Source organism: Candidatus Dependentiae bacterium (assembly GCA_035445995.1).
Taxonomy (GTDB): Bacteria; Babelota; Babeliae; order Babelales; family Vermiphilaceae; genus DAOMRS01.
Map to the genome: position 1 here is coordinate 908,058 of DAOMRS010000001.1, position 20,577 is coordinate 928,634.

The following is a 20,577-nucleotide window of genomic DNA, read 5'->3' on the forward strand; positions in this document are numbered from 1 at the left end:
ATTAAGTAGTTGGTGCAATTAAGGTTCGATGGCCAATATTTTTTACTACGTGCTTGAGTGGTGCATGTATAGTATCTGTATCAAGTGATGCAAGTTGTAAGACAATAGCATTCTCTTGTAATTTTTCTTGTGAGCCTGCACGTTCTACCATGTCTGCTTGCATAACAATAGTTGGGAGTGTTAATTCATTACCACCTTCTAATTCTTTTATATAATCAGGGTTGCAAAGTACAATAATGGTTGCATCGGGGATACGGCGTGTCTGACTGTTGAGGTTAATCGGTTGTATGTTCCAGACATACGTAGTTTGATCATCATTGATATTTGTAGATGGACTGAGCTTATAGAGTTTATAATGTTGATCATGATCAACTTTTATATAATCGATAGTTTGTTGATCAAGCTTTTTACTTTTTTTTAGTTGATAGCTAATTGATTCGGTTGCTAGAATGTAAAAATGTTGGATTTTGTTTCCTTTAGGAAAATCGAAGGTAACTTTTTTGGTGGCATCGTGTACTTCACATGGAATCTTTTTCCCCATCCAATATACACTCGGAACAGGTATGGATTCTACTGTTTGTGGGAATTGCATAGAACCAAGCATTAATGGTGTATGAGGGTTAGCGCATTGGCTTGTCAAAGAAGCTAAAATAAGCAATACTAAAAAAGTAGCATGGGCATTATACAGGTACGTATATTTAATCATTGATTATCCCTTATATAAACGTTTAGGTTTTTTACTATTCGTACCACAACATAAGCTTAGCATAGTCAAACTGTTTGTTTTTTTCAAATGAGGGGTTTTATAGCCCATCTATAAAAGAAAGTTATGATAGCAACATTAACCAAAAAATTAAAGCAGATGATACTCATAGAACGTTCACCACGCAAAGCAGCGCTGTCATTTGCCTTTGGTGTATTTATAGCATTTTCTCCCTTTGTTGGGTTCCACACGGCTATGGTTTTTCTTTTTGCATGGTTATTTGCTCTTAACGCAGCGCTCTTATTTGCAGTGTCTATTTTACTCAATAATCCTTGGACCATGGTTCCTATTTATGCGACAGGCCATGTAGTAGGTGATCATATTTTTTATTGGCTTGGTATTGATGCCATGTATATGAATCCAAGCTGGGTATCTTCTATTAATAATTTTATTACACGTCATACCGGTATGTCTGGCATTTCTTTCTGGGCATTTATGATTGGTGGGCATTTGTTAGGGCTTTTATTAAGTATAGTTGTTTATTTTGTGGTACATCATATTGTTTCACAACGCATGGGCAGTCTGGGATAATGCATGAAGATAGTTGCACAGAATAAAAAAGCGTTTCATGATTATGAAATTTTAGACAAAATAGAAGCGGGTATTGTGCTGACTGGTGATGAAGTTAAGTCTATGCGAGCCAGCTCTGTTTCTTTAGTCGGGTCATTTGCACACATCAAGCAGGGTGAGTTGTTCTTGGTCAATGCCCATATTACCCCGTATGATAAGGCGTATACCAAATCAGAAGATGCGGCAAAACGTACGCGTAAATTATTAGTACACAAGCGTGAATTGAACAAATTAATTACGATGATAGCCCAAAAGGGGATTACGGTAGTTCCACTCAAGGTTTATTTTAACAACCGTAACATTGCCAAGGTTGAGCTAGGCATCTGCAAGCATAAAAAAGCACCTGATCGCAAAAAAGAACTTAAAGAAAAGGATATCAAGCGAGAGACCAGGCGGGCACTCAAGGGCGAGTGATTGACACTATAGGCTTACGTCTGATACTCTAAAAGTAGATCAATTCTTTAAATAAGCCTTTTTACAGGCTACTTTTCATTGAAATTCCTGGGGGCGTACTGGCTTCGACGTTTTATTGTAGGTCTTGAGAGCATGTCGAGCGTTGGCTAAGTGCTCGTTAAACAATTAGTTAAAACAATAAATGCAAACGCATTTGAGGGTCAAATGACCCAACCAGCTTTCGCCTAGTCGATAAGTGGTCTTATCAGTGTGACGTGTCTATCAGTTGTGCTGATTCGTATTATACAAGATAGGACTCGTGAGCAAGGTTTTGCAGAGACGTAGCTCACTGTAGTATCACGAAGCTGCCTTATATAACATGCTGTGTCTTCGAGGTGTTATATACGTATATTCGAAGAATAAACATGTAGTGCTTACGGTTTGCAGTATTACGGACATGGGTTCGATTCCCATCGCCTCCACCAGTCATTTTTATTTGCTTCGACGTGAATTTTTGCGCTAAAGAGGATTGAAAAATGACTGGCAGGCCAGTTTTTTCAAATGAATTCATATAATAATTATTCTGAATCTTAGGATATATTTTTCCATGTTTTATGTTTACTATCTCAGATCGAGTTCTTTTCCAGAAAAAACATATATCGGTTTTACGCGGAATTTAAAGCAAAGAATATCGGATCATAATTCCGGAAAGTCCATATATACCAAAGATTTTAAGCCGTGGGCATTGGTTGGTTTTCTTGGATTTGATCAAGAATCAAAGGCTTTACGGTTTGAACACTATCTAAAAACTAACGCAGGCCGCATATTTTTACGAAGATATTTTTCTGTGATAGATATTGTTTGAGTTTCAAAAAGTTTCGTATGGCGCGAGGCGTCCTTCGTAATTTGCAGAACGAAGGAGGTCATTTTTCAGATGAATAGATATTAATAGAAAAAATTGATAGCGAAGTATGCCCTGCGAAGCTTGCCGAGCTGGTAAGTCCGGATAAGTATTATTGGCCTATTATGATGCGGCATAGCTCGAAGAGTGACGCCTGGGTTAATACTCATTGAGTCGTTGCTATTTTTTTAAGGAATGTTTTCTATATGAACCATTCCTTTCAGAATTTTATGAATATGTACCTATTTTGGGGTACCCTTTTGCAAAAAAATACCCGTTAAGTACAGTAATATAAAGGGTATTTTTTCTTTTCTGGGAGTACCTTCTAATGTTTTCCTATGGAGGCTATAAAAATGAGGAAATTTCACAAATTTTTTGCATTTACTTTTTTTATTTCTACCTTGCTTTCACATGTTGTAATTGCTGACAATATAGAGACTGCACCACAAGAAAGCCTAATTAGTCGTTCATATAATGCTGTTAAAACAACGGCAAAGATTACTACTGCTTTAGGTTTAGCACTTTGCGCTCATATCATCACGGAATTACCAATTGTTTATGCACATGAATATGGACATTATTTTGGTTATTTTTTAACTGGATCATTTGGTGGCGTAGTAAATGTTGAATGTAAGTTAGGGCAGCATTTATTAGCCGTATTTATGCCTTTTTTTGGCTCATATATGGGATTTGGAAAGGAAAGTATAATAGGTACTACCGCTGGTCCATTAGCAGGGATGGCTTCTAACTATGCAATTATGGTGGCGACAAATGCTTTACACAAAAAAATGAAATACAATCTATCAAATAAAGAAACTTTACAACAAAGTATGAGTTCTCCTCGGGATGCATATAAAGATCTTTCAAATGAGATCACGCGTATTTTTGTTGAACAAGCTAATTATAAAATACTCTCATTTTCAGATATATTTATGATGACATTTAATATTTTAAAAAGCTCAAAAATGTTTGGTGAATTTATTTATGGCTTAACGCCAATTAGTATTCCCGATGGTGATGGCGATAAACTTTGGAAGATGTTTGGGCTTAAAAAAGATCTTACAGTTAATTTTTTAACAAGTTTTGCTTTAGGAGCATTTCCAACCTTTGCAACAGTTATATATGGAGTTGCAAGGGGTGTTTATCTAAATACGCAACCATAGAAATTTTTCAAAATTTTAGCATTGTAGGGTAGTAAGCTATAATGTAAAACGTTATTGTAGAGCTTTGTATGAATATGACAGCTTTAAATTCAATAATTTCTCTAATTTGAACCTGTCTGCTAGTCCAATATTATTTGGTGATTGGCAGGTTATCCTGAAAGGAGTTGCAAAATTTTAACTATACGTAGCGATTGTTATATGAAAGTCTATAGCAACACCTTTATAGTCAGGTTTGCTCGGTAAGTTATATTTTGCACGGAGCTGGATGAGTGAAGGTGAAGATATTATTAATACAAGATATTGTTTATTTCCCAAAGTAACATGATTAAAGTTTTTTATAGAAAAGCTATGATTTTTTCCAATATCATCTGTGTGTAATGTTATATTTTCTTCTGGATATGCAATAGTAATATGTGCTCCAATCATTTCAGGTTTAGAAAAATAATCTGGTTTTTGTGCTTTAGTGTTATCTAATAATTTATACAAGTCATGGATATACTCATCTTTAATTTTAAGAAAAGAATATTCGTTTTGTTGTATCACAATGCCTGTATTATCTAATTTTTTTGCTTTTTGTATGAGTGCTTTATTATGTAGTGTTTTAATAAGTAAGGTAGGTAAAGTAGTCATGATGTACCTAGATTATTATATGGCTTTGGGCAATATATTAAAAAATATCATTTTTTTACTTGTTGACCAATCAAAAGTTCGAAGTGCATAATAACTCCTCTACTATACTACGCTGCTTGCGCAGTTTCGTATGGCACGACCATTTATTATTAGTGAATCTTTTCGATGTTTTTGTATCAGCCTTCTTATGATGTCTCATCATCCTAATTATTTGCCAATGTTTCATAACTTATTTATGATCTTTTTTAAATCAATGTATGGTCTAAAAAGGAAATAAAGGAGATATATGAATACCAAGCTTCTAAGTTTATTTTTAGTGGCAGGTTTATTTCATCAGGCTCGATCAGAAGTAACGATTGAGCAATTTCAAGAAGAACGGGACATGTCGGCTATTGAAGAAATTTTAAAAGCATATCCAACTCTTACTCATGAGTCTCATGGGTGTGCCGATGGTACAACAAAAAAATATCTATCCAGTACTGATTATATGACGCATGTTATACGGGTGGACGGTAACACTATAGGTTTTATAAATTATGCTACAAAGCCAATATTTTATGTTAAACATTTTTTGGATCCACTCAAGCTGATTAGTTGGTATTTTAGTGGATATGGATTTATACAATTAATTGGTATTGATACAAAGTATCAGCATCAAGGCTATGGCAGACAACTTTTACACTATGCATTGCAGAAGCTCAAAAAACAAGGAGTTTCTAAAGTAATGTTATGTACTGATTTGGATAATACCATTAATCATAATTTTTACGAAAAAGAAGGTTTTGAGCGTGAATTTTCTGCTCCAATACAAAATATATTACCAAATTTATTTTATATAAAAGTATTGAATGCGCAGAATCTATAATATAAAAATAAGTTTTTGTAGTTTTGATAACCACCTATTGTGAGGTGGTTATTTTATTTTTATAGTAATTTTGTTTTGAATGTTTTCAAAAAAGGAAGATGGTATGAAGACAAAAAAGTCATTGCCTTTGGCAAAAGTATATCAATTGATTGAACCAGGCCCGGTTGTTATGGTTACTACTGCATACAAGAGTAAACCAAATATTATGACTATGTCATGGCTTACCATGGTGGAATTTGAACCACCACTTATTGCATGCATTATGAGTGAAGATAATTATTCATTTGCGGCACTCAAAAAAACAAAAGAGTGTGTTATCAATATTCCTACAGTGGAACTTATACAAGAGGTTGTTGGTATTGGCAATACTACCGGATCAAAGATTGATAAGTTTAAGAAATTTGAATTGTCTGCTGAACCAGCATCGCATGTAGAAATACCGATGATACAAGAATGTTATGCTAATCTTGAGTGCAAGGTAGTTGATACAAAAATGGTATCAAAATATAACTTGTTTATTCTTGAGGTGGTCAAAGCGTGGGTAAGTACTACTAAAAAACAAGTTAAGATGATACATCATGCTGGCAATGGTGTATTTATAGTTGATGGCAAGATCATTAGAACACACTCACACAAAAAGTAAGCGTAATTAATGTTTATATACTGAACATATGTAAATATTGCCCAATATAATAATAAAGCGGAATGCCAATAATGATATTAAAGGGTAGTGTAACACCTAGCGCGAGAGGTAGATATATAGCTTCTTGCGCATCAGGTGCTTGTGTGCGCATAACTGCTGGTACGGCGATATATGATGCGCTTGAAGTAAGTACTGCAAAAAGTAGTACTGACCCGAAATGTTCAGCAAATTGAGAAGCTACCAATAATCCTATGCATCCATTAATAATGGGCATGCCGATAGCAAAACCAAGAAGCGCAGGGCTGAACTGTTTAATAGCATTTTTTTGTGTTGCAATTTTTGTGCCAATATCAATCATGAACAATATGAGTATGGCAGTGAATGGCCAGATTATTGCTTGGCTGATAAAGTCTATTGGATATTGGCTTAAAAAAAGTCCGCTCGCAAATCCGATAAAAATAAAGCTTAATTTTTTGCAGGTTAACATTGCCTGCATAATATTTTTCAATAATGGAAATAGGCCAAGGTTATGTTGATCATGTTTTATAATCCATAATCCCGTGATGATAGCAGGAATTTCCATGATACCAGCAACAGCAGGCATAAATCGGCCATAGGTTATTGCCCGCTCATTTAAAAAGGTAACTGCCGTAATAAATGTTACAATGCTGATGGATCCGTATTCTGCAGCAATGACTGCTATTGTTTCTCTATGTAATGTAGTTATTTTTCTTAGAATGTAATAATGAATGAGTGGCTGTATGAACCCTAATAATATTCCGATGATTGCCAACCTACCAAGCGGGCTGGTTGTACATTGATCAATAGCACCATAACACAAACCACCTTTAAAACCTATGGTGAAAATAAGATATATAGAAATTAATTCAACAAAAGCACTTGGTAGTTTTAATGTGGCGTATGTACCAATAAAGCCACCAACCAATAAACTTATTATTGCGGGATTTGTGAGTAACTGAGCAAATGCATTCATAAAAAAATACCATACAAAAATGTTATAATTCAAATTTAAGAATAAGATAAAATAGTACGTCACGCAACTGCAATGTCATTTGCAAGCGTTTAATTAAGTAAACAGGGTAGTGAGCAATTAATTGAAGTAGATTATTATTGTACCTGTAATTAGCTTGACAAGATATGTTGATATGGGAAATTACTGTATGTTACTCTGGTGTTAACATCTAATATTAAGGAGATAGTATGAAGCGTAGTCACCTCATTATGTTGTTGCTCGTAGTTTTATGTATACAAGGAGTATCAGCACATAAAGACTTACCACAACAAATGCCAGCAAAACCACAAACTATTACCACTACTTTGCAAAGTATGTACAAGCGTATGTCGCAAGATTCAACAGCATTGCTTGCAGCGTTTGGATTTATTTTGATCTTGGCGTATAGTGCGTCACAATATGATATGTAACCTTTAGTTTTATATCTCGGTTGATCTTACGTATAGTTCATATCTTGAGCGAGCAGATCACAAGTATACGTGCTATTTAATTGGTCACAGTGATGGTCAGAAAAATTTATTATGGCATTGGTTAATAATCGATATATGTACACCGGCACCCGCATGGAATGGCAAGATGCAGTGCTAGAGTTGTTAATTACTGTGAACCATCCTATAATGGTAAAAAATTTTAAAACAAGGAAGTAGCATGAAGCGTAATAACATAATTATGCTAGTATTATTAGGATTAAGTCTTCAGAGTGTATTAGCAAACAAAAATATACCGCAGCAAGTACTCGTTGCACCGCAAGCAGTAGTACAACAATATCAGACAACAGATAATATATCCCGATATGCAAAACTGATAACAATATCTGTAACTGCATTACTGCTATATGCTACACAAGCACTTCTTTTGGCGCCTGATGAAATGGGTATGCGTCTTTGCCCTTGTCCAGACAACCCCAAATTTACTGGTATACGAGTTGCCGCGAAGATAAACGAACTTTGCTGGTGTCTAGATTAAGGAATCAGGGTTGATCTTGCAGGGAGTTCATATTATGCTCTCAGCACGTAGTTTCTAATGAAGTGTTGGGAGCATTTTTTATGCAATATTATCAGAAATCGGTAGAGGAAGTTGCCTCGCAACTAAAAACGAATACAAACACAGGGTTATCACAACAAGCAGTGGCCGAACATAGGCAAACATATGGCGCTAACAGGTTGCCTGATGTCAAACAGCGTGGCTGGGTATCTATTTTTTTAAGTCAGTTTCAAAGTCCTTTGATTTATATTTTGCTTATTGCTGCTACTATTATATTTTTTGTTGGTGAAGATAAATTAGACGCATTTATTATTAGTGGTGTTCTTTTTTTGAATGCTATTGTTGGTACTATTCAAGAAGGGCGTACCAAAAATATTATTGCTAGTTTGAAACGGTTTATCAAAACAACCACTGTTGTAGTGCGTGATGGTACCAAAATGGTAGTTGATGATAGTGATTTGGCAGTCGGCGATATTGTTTTATTACAAGAAGGGCAACGTGTGCCGGCTGATGCCCGTGTGATAGAGTCAAATAATATGCTAGTTGAGGAGTCAGCACTGACAGGCGAATCACAGGCTATCCATAAAACAGAAGCATTACTTACCGATGAAGTACCATTAGCAGAACGTACCAACATGGTATACAAGGGCACCTATGTCATGGCTGGCTCAGGTAAAGCAATCGTTACTGCAGTTGGTGTAGATACAGAGATTGGTAAAATCCATAAAACAGTTGAAGAAATTCAGACAGATATCCCGCTCAGAAAAGAATTAGAACATCTTTCATATGTAATATTGCTATTTATTTTAGCAATGTGTGTTTTTTTATTTGTAATAGGTTTTGCAACTGGCAGACCATTGACTGAACTGCTTGTTATACTGACCGCATTGTTTATTTGTGTAGTACCAGAAGGATTGCCGGTTGTACTGACACTTGTTTTAGTCACAGGTGCGCTCAGAATGGCAAAGCGCAATGTACTTGCCAAAAATTTGCAAGCAGTTGAATCGCTTGGACGTGCAGATGTAATTGTTATTGATAAAACAGGCACATTAACGCGCAATGAGTTGGTAGTTTCACGCATATATGCCGATGATATAGATTATATGGTTACCGGCCAAGGTTATTATGCAGAAGGTCAGGTACTCAAAGATGGGGTTGTTGTTGAAGCCCCAGCGCCTTCAAGTGCGTTATACCAAATGGGTGTTGCTGCATCATTACTCAATACTGCAGAAATTACCTATTTATCAAAATTAGGCTTATTTGATATCAAGGGAGACCCAACGGAAGCAGCGCTGCTTATAGCATCGCAAAAGCTTGGGTTTACGCACGATGCACTAGCAAAAGAGTATAAAAAAATATATGAGATACCATTTGATTCGCAATTAAAGTACCATGCTGGTTTTTTTAAACATGATGACCAAGTGATTGCATATGTAATTGGTGCGCCTGAAGCTCTGATTGATCGTATGATTGGCACAAAAAGTGCTGCAGAGCAAGAGCTGGTAACATTGCTTGATGATGGACTGCGTGTAGTGGCCATTGGAGCAAAAACATGTAAGCCATCTGATATACCGAGTGATCAGCTAGAAGAAAGTGAGCAGCGTGCACAGTATAAAAAGTTATTAGAAAACGAGGTGACATTACTTGGTTTTATGGGGATTCAAGATTCAATACGTCCGGAAGTTGAGCGTGTAGTCTATACAGCACGTGAGGCTGGGTTACATATTATTATGGCTACCGGTGATCATGAAAAAACGGCATTATATGTCGCAAAGAAAACAGATATTTTTAGCGAAGGTGATGAAGTGCTTGATGGTGCTCAATTTGATGCGTTATCTGATGATCAGCTGAAAGATAAACTTGCGCATGTTACGGTATTTTCACGCGTAACACCTCAGCAAAAAATGCGCATTATTCAATTGCTCCATGATCAGCACAAAATAGTTGCCATGACGGGTGATGGAATCAATGACGCACCATCGTTAGTTGCAGCAGATTTGGGTATTGCTATGGGTAGTATTGGTACTGAGGTAGCAAAAGCAGCAGCAGACCTCATATTGTTGGATGATTCATTTGTTAATATCATGAATGCGGTGGAAGAAGGGCGACATATTTTTTATACATTGCGCAAGGTAATTCTGTATTTTTTTGCAACTAATATGGGCGAAATATTAATTGTATTATTTGCTCTTATGACGGGGTTGCCATTACCAATTACTGCAGCGCAAATTCTATGGCTTAATTTAGTCACGGATGGATTTTTGGATATAGGGCTTTCTTTGGAGCCTAAGGAGCCCGGTTTACTATCTAAAGATTGGTTGCAAAAAAAGTTACGGTTGGTTGATAGTACTTTGTTATTAAAAATGTTATTTATGGCTATTCCTATGGGCATTGGCTCGTTATGTGTGTTTTGGCATTATTATGAAGTTAATATAACGTATGCACGTACAATGACGTTATTGACCATGGCAATGTTTCAATGGTTTAACGCTTGGAATTGTCGCTCAGAAACGCAATCTATATTCAAACTCGGACTTTTTACAAATAGATGGTTGATTGCTGCAACACTGCTTGTGTTAAGTTTGCAATTTTTACTTATATATGCGCCATTTATGAATTATATTTTCAAAACAGTGCCACTTGATATACATGATTGGCTTGTAGTAGTAGCAGTTTCTGCACCAATTGTACTCTTGGAGGAGGTGCGAAAGTTTATAGTACACACATGGCTCAGACGGGCCTAGTTGACTATTTTAGACATGCGTCTAAACTTATTAACTAGAATATTTTGAAAGCGAGAGCGTGTACAAACAGCATTTATGAAAGGATCTCTATGAATAAAAAAATTATGACACTTGCCGCAGCGGGTATGCTCGGGTTAGGCAATATGGCTCATGGTGCAGCAGATGCCAACTTAAAGATCGGTACTATGAATATTATGGAACTGATGAGAGATTCAGAAGCAGGCAAGAAAGCGACTCAAGAAATGGAAGCAAAACGTGAAGCACTAACTGCATCTATTCAGAAAGATGAACAAGCTTTAAGTAAAGCAGTCGATGAGTACAATAGTAAAAAAGCTGCTATTAGTGCAGATGCGCGTGAAAAAGAAGAAACACGCTTGATGGGCTTGCGTAATGATCTAGAAAACAAAATCAAAAAGTCAGAAGATGAACTAAAGCGTGCTATGCAGTATGCAAGTGAAAGCCTTACTCAACAAGCACAAGCAGTTATCGATGAATACGGCAAAGTAAATAATTATGACCTTATACAAGATACTGCTTCTGGTCGTATCGTGTATCGCTCAGAAAAAACAGATTTGACCAAAACACTTGTTGCAAACATGGATGCAGCATCTAAAAAACAAGTTACAGATGGTAAAAAAATTACCCCAAAAACAGCGGTAGCTGCAACTACTAAGCCAGCTGACAAAAAAGCAGCAGCATAATAAATATTTTTTAGTAAATAAAAATACAAGCGGTTGATGTATTCATCAGCCGCTATATTTTTATAATAGGTATTAAAAAAGGTTTGAGGAAATGAATTTTGCACTCATTACTATAGATAATAAACATGGATTGGCCGGTTGCATTGCTGATGCTATGAACAAAATGCTCCATGAGGCCATTGTAAAAAAATTTGCAGATGGTGAAATGTCAGTTACCGTAGACAATCCAACCTATTGGATAGGTAACAAGGCGGTGATTATTCAATCGACCAATAATCCCGTGCATGAACATATTATGCAAGTTGCTTTTTTAGCCCAAGAATTAAAACATGCTGGGGCTACGCAAGTTATTGCCGTAATTCCTTATTTTGGGTATGCACGGCATGATGCAAGCACTATATTTGGCAAACCGGGACATGCACAAGTGCTTGCACGATTACTTGAAGAGGCGGGTGTAGATGAATTGATAACGGTTGAGTTACACAAATCTTCTATAAAAAATTTTTTTTCTATTCCTGTACGCAATATTCAATTGACTGATTTTATTGCACACTATATAGCAGAATCAATTGACCTATCTGCAGGTGCATGTTTGTTGGCGCCTGATGAAGGTGCTCGCGAACGAGTACAAACCATTGCATATAAACTTGTACTTGATTGTGTGGTATTACACAAGGAGCGCTATGAGCCAAATAAAACTCGTGTAATTGGTATGGAAGGTGGTGACTGTGCGGATAAGGCAATTATTGTAGTTGATGATATTATTGATACAGGTGGTACGGCAATCAAAGCATGTGCAAAAATAAAAGAACATGGGGCGCGTGAGGTATATGGGTTATTTGTACATCCTGTGCTTTCAGGCGATGCGTGTGAGCGCATAGAGGCAAGTCTATTCAAGAAAATTTTTGTCAGTAATACCATAGAGCTTTCTGCGCATACATTAAACACAAAAATACATACATTTGATATAACCTCACTGATAGTGCAAGAAATATACAAGTCTTTTGCAACACCTGCAATAGCAAATCATGAAGTTCGGTATAATGCAATGCACATACGTGGAGATTAATTTGGTATGAATAAGAACCTACTTGCAGATGTAGAAATCAAAGCAATTATTGGTCTGGGAAATCCGGGTCCTAAATTTTTTTATCAGCGGCACAATATCGGGTTCAGGGTACTTGATAAATTGGCTATGCATTATGATGCTACCTGGCAGGCAAGAGAACATATGGAATATGCAAATATTTCTATTAATGGTCATCAGGTCATACTTATCAAACCTCAGACATTTATGAATAGTTCAGGTAAGGTAATTCCATTTCTACTCAAAAAAGGAATTGAAGCTCAACATATCTTGGTAGTTCATGATGAGCTCGAGCAGCCATTTGGTAAACTGTCTTTTAAAATAGGCGGTAGTGCAAAAGGTCACAATGGATTGCGTTCTATTATGGAATTTTGTGGCCAAGATTTTGCACGTCTGCGATTTGGTATTGGTCGTCCAGAGCGCAAAGAGGACGTCGGCAATTATGTGTTGCAGAACTTTAGCGAAGACCCTGCAGAAATTGACCAATTAATTAATGATGCAGTCCGTATGATAGAAGAATTATATGTATAGTTCTGCAGAGCACGCAGGATTATAATTACTTACTTTGTGTTGCAATTTTACCATTACCGTTTACAATATGCAGTTTTTTGGTTGCCGGATCTTGTTGTACGCGTACCGTATAGTTACCACATAAAAATCCAAATACCGGAACTACTATTTCTTCTTTACCAAATTTAGGACGATAATTTTTAATTTGTAATCCTTCTACCGGGCCTGACTTACCAATAATATTTACTGAACCTGTGCAGCATATATCGGTATCAACGGTGTCTTGTTGTCCTGGTTGCAGTAGGCGAACCTGTTTTTTGCATGATCCGAGTAAAATTGATATTTCTATATCGCCTTCAGTTTCATTACTTAATTGGATTTTATACGCCCATGCGCCAGCAGTATACAGTGAACCGATAATCGTAAGTATTAATAATTTTTTTATATTCATGGTTTATTTCCTACTATTTATAAGAATATCTAATGAATTTTTCACCTTTATTGTTTACGGCAGGTGAGAACGTATACGTATTATTACCGCATCGGATGCCACCGGCACCCATTTGTCCCGGGTAGCGACCAGTATAGCCATTTAATTGGCCACTTACCGCTTTTAATTCAATCCTTACTACACATGAGATACCAGGATTTTCAATAGTTTTAGAAGCACCGGGTTGCAAGTCTATGGTCGAAGTAGACCATGCATCATGAACCACCTTCAGTTGTATGGTGCTATCTGTTTTGTTAACAAAGGTGTTTTTCCAGCCGGCATAGCTGGCCATGGGGTATAGGGCGGTGAGCCCTAAGGCTATCAATAATTTTTTACCTAATTTCATACTGGTCCTTTTTTTAAGCAAATTACTCCCTAATACTTAAAGTAAAGGATTATTATCTTAAAAGGCAATAGAATAGGTAAAAAATTAAATAATACAGAAATTGGGAGCCTATGGCAGAACAATATGCTAAGCCAATGGCGTATTACTATTCCTCATGCAATTTTTGATACTGATCATTTTTATAAGTAAATAGACCTATAAGTTTTGCCAATAGAGAACCTATCGATTTTTTAAATTCTTTTGTGGTTTTTTCATAGTCTATAGGGATGCAAGAACTATTTTCTGCGGTTAAAGCATAGGCGCGCATAGATCTTAGGGTTGTCTTTTTGTATCGAGGATTATCTTCGATGACGTTGATATGCCCAAGTATAGGAAACCCACAAGCCCAACCATATGAGAATAGGATGGCAAGCATTACACATTTTTTCATGGCTCTCCCTTAATTATCTATTTCTGTTTTATCAACCACTCAGTCATAGACTCTTTCAATTTTGCATCAAATTTACCTCCACCGCCCTGGAGTGAATTTTTTTTGCCACCACCCCTGAGTCCATGTTCATCTTGCAACCATGAGCCAAATTTTTGCAAGTTAATGGTGTCAAAAAATTTTTCTGCGAGTTCAGCAAAGAAGAATGAGCGGCCATCTAATTGACTGATCACAAAATAAAATCCTGGATGCTGTTTATTGAGTGCATGTGCAATATCGCGTAGTTCATCCCCGGCAAAATTTTGCAAATCCAAAAATAAGAATGGTAACCCATTAATAGTTTCAATGTGTTGTAGCCAGACAGGAATTTGTGTTTGCCAAAGCTGGGTGCGCAGTTGTTTAATATGTGTTTGTAGCTCTTTGGTTTGTTCTTTAAATTTTAGTACTGTGTGTAAAACTTCTTCACGTTTTACTTTAAATTCTTGGCTCAATTGTTTGATAGTATCAAATGTATCATGAAATAATTCAGTGGCGCGTGGACCAGTCACTGCAATAATACGACGATGTCCTGCAGATAGGGAAATAACATCAGTAATTTTGAAGGTACCGATTACGCCAGTGCGTGGTACGTGGGTACCGCCACACAGTTCCACAGAAAAATCTTCAACTTTAATCATACGTACATTTTCTGGTTTGTATTTATCACCAAAGAACGCAAGAGCTCCTTTATTAAGTGCATCTTTGAGTGTGGTATATATTACATCAACCGGAATATCTGCACGTATTTTTTCATTTACTAGTTCTTCTACTTTCTTGATATCTTCTGCGGTAAGATTCTCATGGTAGCTAAAATCGAATCGCAAGTAATCTGGATGTACCAATGAACCAGCCTGCTTAATATGAGTACCAAACAATTGTATAAGTGCTGCTTGCAACAAGTGAGTAGCCGTATGATTTTTCATAGCATTTGTACGCCAAGTTTCATCAACGATTGAGGTTACCTTGTCACCAACTTTAATATCGATTGGTGCGGTAATTTGTGCGCCAATTGCGGTGTTGATAAATCGTACACTTTCTAAGGGTGCTTTGTGATCTTTAATAATCAACCAACCATGATCAGGTACTTGGCCACCACCAACGATAAAAAATGGTGATTTTCGGGTGATTACATAGCAAACTTGTCCTTTGGCTACTGAGGTGACCGGTTGGTCATTATGCACGAGTGCAATAACCTCAGAATCAGTTTCAAGTTCTTTGTATCCGGTAAATTCAGAGGTGATTTCTTGTCCAAAATCGAGCTGACTCAGCACATCGGTCATTTTTTTGCCAGATTGTTCTTGCTGTTGCTGCATCAATTTCTCAAACTCTTTCATGCCAACGGTATAACCATGTTCGCGTGCAGCAGCTACAACAAGTTCAATTGGAAATCCATACGTATCATATAATTTAAAAGCTTGTTCGCCGGAGATGTTTTTGTGTTTTTTACCTTCTTCAAGATAATTTTGTAAAATAACTTGTCCCCGTTCTAAGTTAGTAGCAAATTTACTAATTTCACTATCGAGTACCTTGAAAATAAGCTGTGCATTATTATTGAGTTCCGGATATATATCGCCCATTTCTTGTACTACTACTTGAGATAATTCGGGGAATATATTTTTTTCAGTTAGTTTTTGAGTAAATAGTGCAGCACGACGAATAATTTTACGTAATACATAACCACGACCATCATTTGATGGTGCGCAACCATCAGCAATTAAAAAAGTAGCTGCGCGAATATGGTCGGCAAGTACATTAAAAGCAACTTTGATTGTATCTGATTGTGTATATTTTTTACCGGTTAATTCTTCGGCGCGTTTAATAATGCCGGCAAACAAATCGGTTTCAAATACTGAATCTTTATCTTGCACAATAGAACATAGACGCTCAAGTCCCATGCCCGTATCAACACCAGTTTGTTTAAGAGGCTTTAAGTCACCGTTTGGCTGCTTTTCAAATTGCATGAATACCAAGTTCCAGATTTCCAAGAAACGATCACAACCGCAAGCCGGGCTACAGTCTTTACTGCCACATCCAAAATCTGATCCACGGTCTATAAAAATTTCTGTGCAGGGACCGCAGGGGCCAATATCACCCATTTGCCAGAAGTTGCTATCTTCTCCCAGGCGAAATATTTTTTCCTTTGGGACACCAATAACGTTGTGCCAAATGTCGAATGACTCATCGTCAGTTTTGAATACCGTTACATAGAGCTGGTCAACAGAGAGTTTAATTTCTTTAGTTAAAAATTCCCATGCATAGTGAATAGCTTCTTTTTTGAAATAATCACCAAAAGAAAAGTTTCCCATCATTTCAAAAAATGTTAGATGACGTTTTGTAAATCCGACATTATCCAAGTCATTGTGTTTGCCGCCGGCACGAACGCATTTTTGGATCGATACTGCACGGGTATAGTTACGTGTTTCGTTACCAAGAAAAAGGTCCTTAAATTGGTTCATACCTGCATTGGCAAAGAGCAAAGTAGGATCTTGAGCGGGGATTAATGATGAGCTAGCAACTTTTTCATGGCCGTTTTTTACAAAATAATCAAAAAAACGTTTACGAATTTCGAGTGACTTCATGCGATCCTTTGCCAATATTTGACCTAAAAGTGAGTGATTATTTTTATGATATCGCGATTTCGTGCGGTTATCAATCATCATCCCGTATTATTATACTCATTTCTTGCTCTTGTTCCGATGCTTCATCTGAGGGAGATAATTTTAGCCATGCTACCAGACGAACGGCCCATGATGCTGGCTTAAAAATTGCCGGTGGTCTGAGTAATGATTCTAACTGAGTATAATTTGCGTGCTGAGGTGATACATAGTTATAGGGTATAAAACCTCGTGCGTTGACGGCAATAATTGAGGCACCGTCATCTACTAGTTGTTGAGCCACTTTATATAACCCTTTTTGTGCAGCAATGTGCAATAAAGTATTACGGTTGTGTTGTGTAAACGTATGCGTAAGGTCAATGCCTCGCTGTTTGAGTAGGGCAGTCATGCTAAGTATGGTAGCTTCATCACGAATGTCTCTGAGTGCTGAAAGGTACTCATTAATTGGCGTTACACAAGCATTATACATGAGCAATAATGTGGCAATAGGAACATTGCCGTTGCGTATTGCAATATATAATGGTTGGTAGTATGGGTACTCAGGCAAGCGTTGATTAATATCTACTAATTGATTTTCTACTAACCAGATAATTGTTTTTTGTGCGTTGTAATCAATTGCTCTATGTAGGGTATAATCTAAATCAGCACCGGCTTGTGCCAATTGTTGTACTACATTAATTTCATCACATTGTATTACTATATCAATAGGGCGCCCGAGGTTTGGATCCGCACCATATTGCAATAATAATGATACCAGATCGCGACTATGCTCTACCGCACATCGCAATGGAGTAGTTTCGGCTACCCATGCATTAACATTTGCACCATGAATAATCAGCTGCCGAGCAATAGCACTATGATGGTTAATCAATGTAATATGCAGAGGGGATAGTTTTGTGTGATCCGGATTGGCACCCAGTTCTAATAAACATGTTGCACTTTCTTCATGGCCATTTTCAGCTGCTAGATAAAGAGGTGTTTTATGAGAGTTATCTTGTATATCTAGATTTGCATGATAGGCATGTAAAATCCTTAATATAGTAGCATAATTGTATTGCGCTGCTATATGAAGAGGTGTTTGGCCAACTACATTTGGTGTATTAATCATGTCAGACAATAGATGTTGTTCCTGTAACATATTACATATATACGTTAGTGCATTGGCATTTCCACTCGCAGCCGTCGGATGTAGAATAATGTTGTAGTGACGATCAACTGCGTCAATGCGGGCCTTATGAGTAATTAATTGTTGTGCTATGTCTATACACCCTTTATCTAATGCAATAAACAGAGGTGGTTCTTGAGAGTGGTTGCATATATTTGGGTTTGCATTGTGTTCAAGCAAAAAAGATACTAAAGATATATTTTCCTTTAAGGCTGCATGATGTAGAGGTGTATTCAAATTGACATCTCGTGCGTGTATGCATGCGCCTTGATCAAGTAATGTTTGTGCTTCATCTGGTGATGGAGCAGCTAGCAATGCTTTATTAAGTTCATATAATTGTGAAAAAATAAGGTTTGATTGCTCTGGCACTTTTTCCATGCAATGAGAATAACAAACGCTCAGCAGAATGAGTATAAATAAATGTTTTTTCATATTGTTGTTGGTTACAGGAGTGTAATCTTAATATCTTCAAATGATGGTTTAAGTTTTTTATATACTTCGTTTAAATCAAATGATATTTGTTTAGTATCAGACAGTGTTGGCAAGAAGTTAGTATCTCCAAACCACCGCGGTAATACGTGCTGGTGTAGGTGAGCTGGAATGCCAGCACCAGCAGCTTTGCCAAAATTAATTCCCATGTTTACCCCATCAGCGCTAAGTACTTGTTTGACTATGGTATAACAGTGCGCTGCAACTTCCATTAACTCAGTGCGTGCTTCAAGCGATAGTTCTGGTAGTGTAGCAATATGTTGATAAGGCAGAATCAGCAAGTGGCCAGCATTATAAGGATAGCGATTGAGTAATACAAAGGTATGCTTAAAGCGTTTGAGAATAAAATGTTTCTCGTCAGCATTGTCTTGTAGGTGGTTACAAAAAACACAATCTTTTTCAGTTGTTGTTTCAAGTTTTGCATGTGCTACGCTTGCAGAGTATTCACTGCGCCAAGGCGCGTATAAATGGTTCATAAATTATTTGTCCTTTTTTTGGTGAACAAAGTATACCAAAACATCACAGATAAGATTAACATGAGTGGCTCAATAGGCAAGCGTAAACGTGCGTAACCAAATCCACCAGTCATACTAATGACTGCACCAATTATTATGCCGCAAAGTAACCATATCCAACGTATATTTTTTTGTTCATCAGTTATGTGTTGCACAAAAAATGTTTTGAAGAAAAATTTCCATGCGCCGGCTATTAATCCAATCCAAACCACTATAGAAAAAGCACATTCTGCCCAACAAATAGTGCGTATCCACAGGGGTGCTGGTTGGGTCCACAGACATTCGGCAAGTTTTTCAGTTAAGAATTCTTCGAGTGGATCGTAATGGAAAGATCCTTTTGCAATTGCAATCAATTGATATGCATATAGATCAAAGGTGGTTTTACAAACTTCTTTTACCCAATCAAACATGAAATACAAAGGGTAAGCGCATAGAATAGGTACAGCTAGTTGCTTGCTAATTAAAGGAGAAGGGAGCATGCCAGTACCACGTAATGCCTGTGTTGCTTGCTGAGTAGCAAGCGCTGCTTGTTGGCTACAGTATTGCCACGCTTGATGTAGATTCATTTCTGTAGTTCGGCGTAGAATTTTTGGAGCACAAAAAACGTTAAGATATACACCCGAGAGTGGGCAAAAGAACCATGTGCCGGTTAACCGATAATTACGTATGTACCAGGGAAGTAAAGTTATAAAAAAAGAACCAAAAAAAAGCAATGCATCTCGTATGTTTTTTTTCCAACTATGTTGCCCAAAAATAATTAACATGGCTGTACTGAGTATGGCTACAAATTCACCCATCGGGCGTATCCAGGTGTACATACTGAGCATTGCCATTACAAGTAAGATGTTTGGATAATTCTGTTTTTTGGGATTAATCAAAAGCCTCAAAAAAAATAATAAAAATAGATAGAAAAAAATAACTGCAAGCCCTTCCGTTAACAAGAATGTGCTCGCAAGAATAAATCCAATATGGCATACAGAAATCCATGCAGTTAACCATGCAATGACGTAACTACTAGTCAGTAGATAGGCAAGATAAAATAAAATAATAGGAATGAATGAACATACAAATATTTGTACCCATAGGGCGGCTTTTTGTGCCGTTTCATTGGCTTCAAAAGCACCGCTTTTGAGTCCATATAGATGATAAAAAATAGACAAATAAAGTGGGTAGCCGGGTGTGCGCCAAAAAATAGGATTATTGTTTCCCGGTTGGCTCATACCATTACCATATGCTAAGCATACGGCTCCATTATGGTAATCAGCTGAGTCTGGCTGGCGATAGCGATTGAATCGTTGGGTATGCTGTATAAAAAAGAAAAACATTGTTGCACGAATGATAAAAGCGGCAAGAAACAATAAAACAAACTGTTTTTTTGTTGGACGAGTGTAAAAACAGGCAAACATAATATTCCTTTTTTGATCTGATTAAGATACCTAGGAATATGCCATTATTTTTATGGTAGAGCAATGTATCAAAAAGACCCGGCATTAACGCCGGGTCT

General features: G+C 36.9%; 22 protein-coding genes and 1 other RNA gene. 13 read left to right on the top strand and 10 right to left on the bottom strand.

Features of this window, described 5'->3' with window-relative positions:
* Position 1: 1 nt before the first annotated feature.
* On the bottom strand, positions 2–706 hold the full coding sequence (locus PK943_04370; GenBank protein ID HRN78450.1) for a hypothetical protein: 705 nt from the start codon (positions 704–706) through the stop codon (positions 2–4).
* Between the two features lie 123 nt (positions 707–829).
* On the opposite strand from PK943_04370, the gene PK943_04375 reads away from it, so the two are divergent.
* From PK943_04375 to PK943_04395, 5 genes are all read left to right on the top strand, one after another.
* Complete coding sequence (locus PK943_04375) at positions 830–1,294, top strand: DUF2062 domain-containing protein (GenBank protein HRN78451.1); 465 nt, start codon at positions 830–832, stop codon at positions 1,292–1,294.
* A gap of 3 nt (positions 1,295–1,297) precedes the next feature.
* A complete protein-coding gene (smpB, locus tag PK943_04380) occupies positions 1,298–1,747 on the top strand; it encodes an SsrA-binding protein SmpB (GenBank protein HRN78452.1) in 450 nt (149 codons plus the stop codon).
* Between the two features lie 89 nt (positions 1,748–1,836).
* Positions 1,837–2,211: a transfer-messenger RNA gene (gene ssrA, locus PK943_04385) on the top strand.
* A gap of 122 nt (positions 2,212–2,333) precedes the next feature.
* Positions 2,334–2,591 carry a GIY-YIG nuclease family protein gene (locus PK943_04390; GenBank protein ID HRN78453.1) on the top strand — a complete coding sequence of 86 codons (258 nt, stop codon included), beginning with the start codon at positions 2,334–2,336 and terminating at the stop codon, positions 2,589–2,591.
* A 389-nt stretch (positions 2,592–2,980) separates the two neighbouring features.
* Positions 2,981–3,790: a hypothetical protein gene (locus PK943_04395; protein HRN78454.1), complete on the top strand. Its 810-nt coding sequence runs from the start codon at positions 2,981–2,983 to the stop codon at positions 3,788–3,790.
* 174 nt (positions 3,791–3,964) lie between these two features.
* On the opposite strand, the gene PK943_04400 is transcribed toward PK943_04395, so the two are convergent.
* Positions 3,965–4,420, bottom strand: coding sequence for a hypothetical protein (locus PK943_04400; GenBank protein ID HRN78455.1), 456 nt, complete (start codon positions 4,418–4,420; stop codon positions 3,965–3,967).
* Between the two features lie 286 nt (positions 4,421–4,706).
* Between PK943_04400 and PK943_04405 the strand changes: the two genes are divergently transcribed.
* Entirely contained in the window at positions 4,707–5,285 is a 579-nt protein-coding gene (locus PK943_04405) for a GNAT family N-acetyltransferase (protein HRN78456.1), read from the top strand.
* A 103-nt stretch (positions 5,286–5,388) separates the two neighbouring features.
* Positions 5,389–5,928 carry a flavin reductase family protein gene (locus tag PK943_04410; GenBank protein ID HRN78457.1) on the top strand — a complete coding sequence of 180 codons (540 nt, stop codon included), beginning with the start codon at positions 5,389–5,391 and terminating at the stop codon, positions 5,926–5,928.
* A gap of 13 nt (positions 5,929–5,941) precedes the next feature.
* Here the strand turns inward: PK943_04410 and PK943_04415 are convergent, their stop codons facing one another.
* Complete coding sequence (locus PK943_04415) at positions 5,942–6,922, bottom strand: sodium-dependent bicarbonate transport family permease (GenBank protein ID HRN78458.1); 981 nt, start codon at positions 6,920–6,922, stop codon at positions 5,942–5,944.
* A 227-nt stretch (positions 6,923–7,149) separates the two neighbouring features.
* Here PK943_04415 and PK943_04420 point away from each other — a divergent pair, with 227 nt between their 5' ends.
* From PK943_04420 to pth, 6 genes are all read left to right on the top strand, one after another.
* Positions 7,150–7,371 (top strand): hypothetical protein, encoded by a 222-nt coding sequence (locus PK943_04420; protein HRN78459.1) that lies wholly within the window; start codon positions 7,150–7,152, stop codon positions 7,369–7,371.
* Positions 7,372–7,609: 238 nt separating this feature from the next.
* Positions 7,610–7,927 (top strand): hypothetical protein, encoded by a 318-nt coding sequence (locus tag PK943_04425; protein HRN78460.1) that lies wholly within the window; start codon positions 7,610–7,612, stop codon positions 7,925–7,927.
* Between the two features lie 80 nt (positions 7,928–8,007).
* Positions 8,008–10,689 (top strand): HAD-IC family P-type ATPase, encoded by a 2,682-nt coding sequence (locus tag PK943_04430; GenBank protein HRN78461.1) that lies wholly within the window; start codon positions 8,008–8,010, stop codon positions 10,687–10,689.
* An 89-nt stretch (positions 10,690–10,778) separates the two neighbouring features.
* Complete coding sequence (locus tag PK943_04435; GenBank protein HRN78462.1) at positions 10,779–11,390, top strand: OmpH family outer membrane protein; 612 nt, start codon at positions 10,779–10,781, stop codon at positions 11,388–11,390.
* A 91-nt stretch (positions 11,391–11,481) separates the two neighbouring features.
* A complete protein-coding gene (gene prs, locus PK943_04440; protein HRN78463.1) occupies positions 11,482–12,459 on the top strand; it encodes a ribose-phosphate diphosphokinase in 978 nt (325 codons plus the stop codon).
* 6 nt (positions 12,460–12,465) lie between these two features.
* The gene (pth, locus tag PK943_04445) at positions 12,466–13,008 is read left to right on the top strand and encodes an aminoacyl-tRNA hydrolase (protein ID HRN78464.1); all 543 of its coding nucleotides are present in this window, start codon (positions 12,466–12,468) and stop codon (positions 13,006–13,008) included.
* Positions 13,009–13,033: 25 nt separating this feature from the next.
* Here the strand turns inward: pth and PK943_04450 are convergent, their stop codons facing one another.
* The 7 genes from PK943_04450 to PK943_04480 form a co-directional block, all read right to left on the bottom strand.
* Positions 13,034–13,438 (bottom strand): hypothetical protein, encoded by a 405-nt coding sequence (locus PK943_04450; GenBank protein HRN78465.1) that lies wholly within the window; start codon positions 13,436–13,438, stop codon positions 13,034–13,036.
* A gap of 13 nt (positions 13,439–13,451) precedes the next feature.
* A complete protein-coding gene (locus PK943_04455) occupies positions 13,452–13,823 on the bottom strand; it encodes a hypothetical protein (GenBank protein ID HRN78466.1) in 372 nt (123 codons plus the stop codon).
* Positions 13,824–13,968: 145 nt separating this feature from the next.
* A complete protein-coding gene (locus PK943_04460; protein HRN78467.1) occupies positions 13,969–14,253 on the bottom strand; it encodes a hypothetical protein in 285 nt (94 codons plus the stop codon).
* Positions 14,254–14,270: 17 nt separating this feature from the next.
* Complete coding sequence (gene alaS, locus PK943_04465) at positions 14,271–16,868, bottom strand: alanine--tRNA ligase (GenBank protein ID HRN78468.1); 2,598 nt, start codon at positions 16,866–16,868, stop codon at positions 14,271–14,273.
* 70 nt (positions 16,869–16,938) lie between these two features.
* Positions 16,939–18,501: an ankyrin repeat domain-containing protein gene (locus PK943_04470; GenBank protein HRN78469.1), complete on the bottom strand. Its 1,563-nt coding sequence runs from the start codon at positions 18,499–18,501 to the stop codon at positions 16,939–16,941.
* Between the two features lie 11 nt (positions 18,502–18,512).
* Positions 18,513–19,034 carry an HIT domain-containing protein gene (locus PK943_04475; GenBank protein HRN78470.1) on the bottom strand — a complete coding sequence of 174 codons (522 nt, stop codon included), beginning with the start codon at positions 19,032–19,034 and terminating at the stop codon, positions 18,513–18,515.
* On the bottom strand, positions 19,031–20,479 hold the full coding sequence (locus tag PK943_04480; GenBank protein HRN78471.1) for a hypothetical protein: 1,449 nt from the start codon (positions 20,477–20,479) through the stop codon (positions 19,031–19,033). Before PK943_04480 ends, PK943_04475 begins: the two co-directional genes overlap by 4 nt.
* Positions 20,480–20,577: the final 98 nt, after the last annotated feature.

Bases quoted from the DNA above. Each gene is read 5' to 3' on its own strand.
- pth (HRN78464.1), top strand. From the start codon at position 12,466: ATGAATAAGAACCTACTTGCAGATGTAGAAATCAAAGCAATTATTGGT.
- PK943_04390 (HRN78453.1), top strand. From the start codon at position 2,334: ATGTTTTATGTTTACTATCTCAGATCGAGTTCTTTTCCAGAAAAAACA.
- PK943_04370 (HRN78450.1), bottom strand. From the start codon at position 706: ATGATTAAATATACGTACCTGTATAATGCCCATGCTACTTTTTTAGTA.
- PK943_04430 (HRN78461.1), top strand. From the start codon at position 8,008: ATGCAATATTATCAGAAATCGGTAGAGGAAGTTGCCTCGCAACTAAAA.
- PK943_04475 (HRN78470.1), bottom strand. From the start codon at position 19,034: ATGAACCATTTATACGCGCCTTGGCGCAGTGAATACTCTGCAAGCGTA.
- PK943_04405 (HRN78456.1), top strand. From the start codon at position 4,707: ATGAATACCAAGCTTCTAAGTTTATTTTTAGTGGCAGGTTTATTTCAT.
- PK943_04425 (HRN78460.1), top strand. From the start codon at position 7,610: ATGAAGCGTAATAACATAATTATGCTAGTATTATTAGGATTAAGTCTT.
- PK943_04450 (HRN78465.1), bottom strand. From the start codon at position 13,438: ATGAATATAAAAAAATTATTAATACTTACGATTATCGGTTCACTGTAT.
- PK943_04400 (HRN78455.1), bottom strand. From the start codon at position 4,420: ATGACTACTTTACCTACCTTACTTATTAAAACACTACATAATAAAGCA.
- PK943_04460 (HRN78467.1), bottom strand. From the start codon at position 14,253: ATGAAAAAATGTGTAATGCTTGCCATCCTATTCTCATATGGTTGGGCT.
- PK943_04455 (HRN78466.1), bottom strand. From the start codon at position 13,823: ATGAAATTAGGTAAAAAATTATTGATAGCCTTAGGGCTCACCGCCCTA.
- PK943_04470 (HRN78469.1), bottom strand. From the start codon at position 18,501: ATGAAAAAACATTTATTTATACTCATTCTGCTGAGCGTTTGTTATTCT.
- smpB (HRN78452.1), top strand. From the start codon at position 1,298: ATGAAGATAGTTGCACAGAATAAAAAAGCGTTTCATGATTATGAAATT.
- PK943_04410 (HRN78457.1), top strand. From the start codon at position 5,389: ATGAAGACAAAAAAGTCATTGCCTTTGGCAAAAGTATATCAATTGATT.
- prs (HRN78463.1), top strand. From the start codon at position 11,482: ATGAATTTTGCACTCATTACTATAGATAATAAACATGGATTGGCCGGT.
- PK943_04415 (HRN78458.1), bottom strand. From the start codon at position 6,922: ATGAATGCATTTGCTCAGTTACTCACAAATCCCGCAATAATAAGTTTA.
- alaS (HRN78468.1), bottom strand. From the start codon at position 16,868: ATGAAGTCACTCGAAATTCGTAAACGTTTTTTTGATTATTTTGTAAAA.
- PK943_04395 (HRN78454.1), top strand. From the start codon at position 2,981: ATGAGGAAATTTCACAAATTTTTTGCATTTACTTTTTTTATTTCTACC.
- PK943_04420 (HRN78459.1), top strand. From the start codon at position 7,150: ATGAAGCGTAGTCACCTCATTATGTTGTTGCTCGTAGTTTTATGTATA.
- PK943_04480 (HRN78471.1), bottom strand. From the start codon at position 20,479: ATGTTTGCCTGTTTTTACACTCGTCCAACAAAAAAACAGTTTGTTTTA.
- PK943_04375 (HRN78451.1), top strand. From the start codon at position 830: ATGATAGCAACATTAACCAAAAAATTAAAGCAGATGATACTCATAGAA.
- PK943_04435 (HRN78462.1), top strand. From the start codon at position 10,779: ATGAATAAAAAAATTATGACACTTGCCGCAGCGGGTATGCTCGGGTTA.